At 64.1% G+C, this 4,210-nt stretch carries 9 protein-coding genes; 4 read left to right on the forward strand and 5 right to left on the reverse strand.

The genetic code is table 11. The annotated features are described in order from the left end of the window. The 3 genes from FRZ32_RS15375 to FRZ32_RS15615 form a co-directional block, all read left to right on the forward strand. The coding region (locus FRZ32_RS15375) for a hypothetical protein (protein ID WP_158635962.1) at positions 1 to 308 on the forward strand (308 nt) is incomplete at its 5' end. After that, positions 308 to 682 carry a hypothetical protein gene (locus FRZ32_RS15115; protein ID WP_147044520.1) on the forward strand — a complete coding sequence of 125 codons (375 nt, stop codon included), beginning with the start codon at positions 308 to 310 and terminating at the stop codon, positions 680 to 682. The genes FRZ32_RS15375 and FRZ32_RS15115, both read left to right, overlap by 1 nt. Positions 683 to 835: 153 nt before the next feature. Next, positions 836 to 1,288 (forward strand): Gp49 family protein, encoded by a 453-nt coding sequence (locus FRZ32_RS15615; protein WP_243445370.1) that lies wholly within the window; start codon positions 836 to 838, stop codon positions 1,286 to 1,288. A gap of 90 nt (positions 1,289 to 1,378) precedes the next feature. On the opposite strand, the gene FRZ32_RS15125 is transcribed toward FRZ32_RS15615, so the two are convergent. Genes FRZ32_RS15125 through FRZ32_RS15465 form a run of 3 tightly spaced genes read right to left on the reverse strand, consistent with a single transcriptional unit; the run spans position 1,379 to position 1,910 of the window. Further along, positions 1,379 to 1,558 (reverse strand): hypothetical protein, encoded by a 180-nt coding sequence (locus tag FRZ32_RS15125; RefSeq protein WP_147044521.1) that lies wholly within the window; start codon positions 1,556 to 1,558, stop codon positions 1,379 to 1,381. Positions 1,559 to 1,584: 26 nt separating this feature from the next. Then, positions 1,585 to 1,749, reverse strand: a complete 165-nt coding sequence (locus FRZ32_RS15460; protein WP_205008285.1) for a hypothetical protein — start codon at positions 1,747 to 1,749, stop codon at positions 1,585 to 1,587. Beyond that, positions 1,734 to 1,910, reverse strand: coding sequence for a hypothetical protein (locus FRZ32_RS15465; protein ID WP_205008286.1), 177 nt, complete (start codon positions 1,908 to 1,910; stop codon positions 1,734 to 1,736). The genes FRZ32_RS15460 and FRZ32_RS15465 overlap by 16 nt, the downstream gene beginning before the upstream one ends. Between FRZ32_RS15465 and FRZ32_RS15470 the strand changes: the two genes are divergently transcribed. Next, the gene (locus FRZ32_RS15470) at positions 1,896 to 2,093 is read left to right on the forward strand and encodes a hypothetical protein (RefSeq protein ID WP_205008287.1); all 198 of its coding nucleotides are present in this window, start codon (positions 1,896 to 1,898) and stop codon (positions 2,091 to 2,093) included. The genes FRZ32_RS15465 and FRZ32_RS15470 overlap by 15 nt on opposite strands. Before the next feature lie 302 nt (positions 2,094 to 2,395). On the opposite strand, the gene FRZ32_RS15760 is transcribed toward FRZ32_RS15470, so the two are convergent. After that, positions 2,396 to 3,064 carry a hypothetical protein gene (locus tag FRZ32_RS15760; protein ID WP_424141309.1) on the reverse strand — a complete coding sequence of 223 codons (669 nt, stop codon included), beginning with the start codon at positions 3,062 to 3,064 and terminating at the stop codon, positions 2,396 to 2,398. Next, positions 2,958 to 3,617: a hypothetical protein gene (locus FRZ32_RS15625; RefSeq protein WP_243445372.1), complete on the reverse strand. Its 660-nt coding sequence runs from the start codon at positions 3,615 to 3,617 to the stop codon at positions 2,958 to 2,960. The genes FRZ32_RS15760 and FRZ32_RS15625 overlap by 107 nt, the downstream gene beginning before the upstream one ends. Positions 3,618 to 4,210: the final 593 nt, after the last annotated feature.

Consider the following 4,210-nt stretch of genomic DNA (forward strand, 5'->3'; position numbering starts at 1 on the left):
GGCAGCGCGCCGTCTCGCTCTGGCTCATGTCGCCGGCCGTCTTCTGCGGCATGGGCTTTGCCGGCGTGATCCTGTTGCTGTGGCTCGGCGGCTGGAGCGCGGCGAGCGAGCATCAGCGCATCGCCTCGATCAGCCTGATGGGAGCGGGCTTTCCGCTCGGCATGATCGCCGTGATCCTCGCGCTCGCGGTTGGCGGGCCGGTAGGGCGATTCAAGGCGGGGGCGGGGCGGGACGGCGCGACTTTCGAGCTTGAGGACCATGATGACGCTCCAAGCGCCACGGTGACCACGACCACGGAGGTGAAGTGATGTTCGGCCTCTCCCTCCCCTGGCTCAACGGCCTCACCGCCAAGCTGCTCGGCGCCGGGATGGCGCTCGTCCTGCTTGTCGCGGCCTTCGTGGCGCACGGCAATCATCGCTATCACGCCGGACAGGCTTCGATGCAGCCCGCGATCGATCGACTGAACGCGGCGCTGGCGACGGCCCATGCGAGCATTGCCACGCTCCGGGCGGCGGTGGATCAGCAGAATGCGGCGATCCAACAGGCACACGATCATGGCGAACAGCGCCTCGGACAGGCCCGCCAGGACTCGCATGATGCGGGCGCGCGCGAGGACGCCGCCCATGCCGACCCGGAGGGCCTTGGAGGCCCCGGGGCGCTCTACGGGCCTTACAGCGGATGAATGGAGGCAGCTTTAGGGTTTCGGCGATTGCCGGAAGCGGGCCGCGCGCATCCAGCGGCAGGTCGAAACAAAGGATTTGGAACATGATAGTCTTGAAGTCACCGAGGCGGAAAGTGCCGCCATTGCCGTCGCTCCCGCGTCACGCTGGAGAGCATGGAGTCCAAGATCGCGAGCGAGAGCTACACTGTTATCGACGGCGTGCTGACGCTCTGCACGATCAAGATGAAAAACGGATTCTATGTGACTGGCGAGAGCGCGCCGGCCTCGCCCGAAAACTTCAATGCCGATCTCGGCAAAAGTTCGCCCGCGAGAACGCAATTCGCCAGCTTTGGAAGCTGGAGGGATACGCTCTCCGCGAGAAGCTGGCAAAGGCCGCATGAGCGGGCTCACATCATGATGGCGGGGGCGGCGTTTGCTGCCCTCGCCGGCTGCGCCACCCCGCCCGCCCCAGAGCCGCGCATCGTCACGCAAACGGTCAACGTGCCGGTGCGCGCGCCGTGCCCAGATCCGGCCGACGTGCCGCAGGTGCCGCGCCGGTGGCGGAGGAACACCCCCAAATGCCCGCCGATCCGAACGAGCAGGGCCGCATCCTCGCCGCCAAGGTGATCGAGTTGTTCGGCTATGCGGTGCGGGCGGATGCGTTGCTTCGCGGATGCAGCGGGCCTTAGGATCATCTTGCCGGCGCCGGCAAATTGATCAACGCTTCACAAAGCGGGATAAGGACTGGGGCCTCCGGTCGAGCGCCCGTATCACCTTGCCGGCGCCGGCAAACCGATCACCAATTCCACCCCATCCCATCCCGCCCCGGATCAGATTCACCGCGAGCATGGCGCAGATCACGGCGACGATGAGGGCGAATTCGAGGCGGAGTTTCAACGGTGGAGCGTTCCCTCGCGTCCCGCTCACGCCGCCCGCTCCTCGAACAGGTTGCCTTGGCGCTCACGGCCGATAAAGCAGGCCGGCCCCTCCGCATTGGCGTCGAACAGATACCAGGCCGCGTTGTCCTTGCTGGTGAAGGGCGAGTCCTCAATCCACTTGACCCGGCCGACGCTCACGATCTGCGGCACAGCGGCATGAACTCGGCGCTCTGGCGCGTGTGCATCCAGTCCGCATCGAACAGCAGCCATGTCGGCTTGTGCCGCGACAGGTTGAGGATGATCGGGTGCAGCACGCGCCGATCCCACGGCGGGTTGGTGATGTAGCAGTCGGTGTTGTGGCAAAGCGCCATTGTGGCATCGTCGCGGGCAATATCGGCCCGGCGCGGCTCAATGTCCCACGCGTCGACGCAGACATGACCGGCGGCCGTCAGATGATCCAGCAGGCGTCCGTCCCCGGCACACGGCTCGGCAAATCTCGTCGCCGGCGCGAGATGGGGAAGGAGCGGGAAAACAGCATCGCGCGGGTCGGGTAGAAGTCCCGCTCACGTCGCTCGAATTGCGGCGCGCGCTTGCTCACAGCCGCGCCCGCCCGATGATGACAGGCGCGGTCATGCGGGCCTCGAAAAGGAACCGAACGCGAAACATATTGTGCCGCCCGTTGTGCCACGGCGAACCGATGTGAATTTCGCTTTTCGCGCGTTTCGCGTTGACCATAACTGACAGTTTCCCTAGGAAAACCGCCGCCGGAGACGTGGTGAGTGGCTGAAACCAGCGGTTTGCTAAGTCTCCGCGCCCGTCTCTTGCGACAGTCGATTATTGGCAGATTTCCGCCATTTTATCCAGCTTTTCCTTCTTCAAACCGCTCGTCCTGTGCCGCATTTTGTGACACCCCGTGCGTCGCCCAATGTTTTTCCTCCGGCGTCAGGTGATCCAGATAGCGCTCCCGTCGTCGTGACCGAGCTGTGCCCGAGCACCATCTGAAGATCGTAGATCGTGCCGCGACGATTCCTGAGGTAGAGCACCGCGAACAGGTGGCGCAGATCGTGGAAACGGAAACGGCGAAACGACGCGCCGGATCGTGACGCCTTTTGTGCCACCCGCTTGATCGTGGCGTAGAACTGGGCATCGACATTCTGGAAACGCTCACCGTCGCCGCGCCAGAAACATAAGGAGACCGAAGGAACTGCGGCTGGCGGTCGATAATTGTGACGGCGCGCGCGGTGAGGGGGACTTCGCGGACGCCGCTCTTGGTGTGCTCCAGGCTGATCGACATGCGCTTACGGTCCACCCGATCGTGCTCCAGGCTGGCGACCTCTTCCTGCCGCATCCCGGTTTCGAGCGAGAGTTCCGCCATGTCCATGAAGCGCGACCGTTCCGCGAAGGCCCGCGCGATACTGTCAGGCCGGGGCAGGATGATTTTGACCAGCTTTTCCTTGAACCGGCTCCGGTCCATCATGTGAGCCGGGTTCTCTTCGATCCATCCTTCGTCGGCAGCAATGGCCAAGCACGGACGAGATAGCGGTCAGGTCGCGCCGTACCGTCGCGTTGCTGACCAGCTTGCGTCGAGCCGCCACGATGGATTTGAGCAAGCCCGCGTCGATTTCATGAACCGATTTCGGATCAAGCCACGGCCGCAATTGGGCGATGCTGGTCAGATAGCGGTTGCCGGTCGCGCCCTTGATGCCGAGCGAGGTCCACGCCTTCGCCCATGAGACCACGGCCTTCTTCCATGTCACGGGATCGACGCCGCCGAAATAGGCAGTCTCTTCCACTCGCTCTTTGAGGGCCTTCAAGCGGCGCTCCGCGAGCGTGAGAGAACGAGTTCGTAGGCTTTCTCGATACTCGTGCCCCCTGAGCTTGAAACGCGCCCAGTATATCCCATTCCTTTTATAGAGACCGCGCATTTGCGTCCTTTCGAGCGGAGCCGGCGAAGCGCCGCGATGTCGAAGGTCCACCGACCAAAAGGCTTTTCCGCGCCGGGTATTTCCCACGCGCGCCTTCTCTTGCAAGGTCCGAATGTCGAGGCCCGTGATAAGGCTCGCCTCGCTATCTTGCACCGCTCCGCTCCCACCCTACCCCTCCATCCCGGCGCGTGCGCGGCAAGCGCGGCGCAGAGGCTAGCGCGGGGGTGGTGGCGTCAGATCGCGCCCGACACCGTCCCGCTGCGCCACGACCGCAGAGCAACGGAATCGTCCCAATCATCAGGGCCCCATTGCGGATGGTGGCACAGCGAAGGCCAGCCCTTCCGGCACAAGCTTCATCGCGGGCGTCGAGAGAGGCGGTCGGATCGTGCTTCTCCGCACGAAATTGTCGTCTTGGAAGTAGGTCGCCTTGTCCGGAGAGGTCCAGCCATAGAGCGGGCCGAGGAAGTGCCCGACTTGCGTTTTTGTCCATCCCGCAAGCAAGCAGCAGTTCACGGCCCAACTCCCGATCCGCTCCCGTCGCCGCCTCTATCCTCGCGGCCAGGTCAAGCCATTGCTGGGCCGGTGGTCATGCTGCTCTCCGCTGCTTGATGCCAACGGGCTGGCGAATATCGGAAGGGCCTCCGACGACGCAGCGATAGTCCAGCGATAGCCGGACGGCGTTAGGAGCCGGTCAACCTGCACGAGCAGCTTTCGCCCCTCTGCGATGGCTTCCGCGACAAGCGCCG

Source organism: Sphingosinicella ginsenosidimutans, from assembly GCF_007995055.1.
GTDB classification, from domain to species: Bacteria; Pseudomonadota; Alphaproteobacteria; order Sphingomonadales; family Sphingomonadaceae; genus Allosphingosinicella; species Allosphingosinicella ginsenosidimutans.

Bases quoted from the DNA above. Each gene is read 5' to 3' on its own strand.
- FRZ32_RS15465 (WP_205008286.1), bottom strand. From the start codon at position 1,910: ATGGCGCTTTGCCACAACACCGACTGCTACATCACCAACCCGCCGTGG.
- FRZ32_RS15115 (WP_147044520.1), top strand. From the start codon at position 308: ATGTTCGGCCTCTCCCTCCCCTGGCTCAACGGCCTCACCGCCAAGCTG.
- FRZ32_RS15615 (WP_243445370.1), top strand. From the start codon at position 836: ATGGAGTCCAAGATCGCGAGCGAGAGCTACACTGTTATCGACGGCGTG.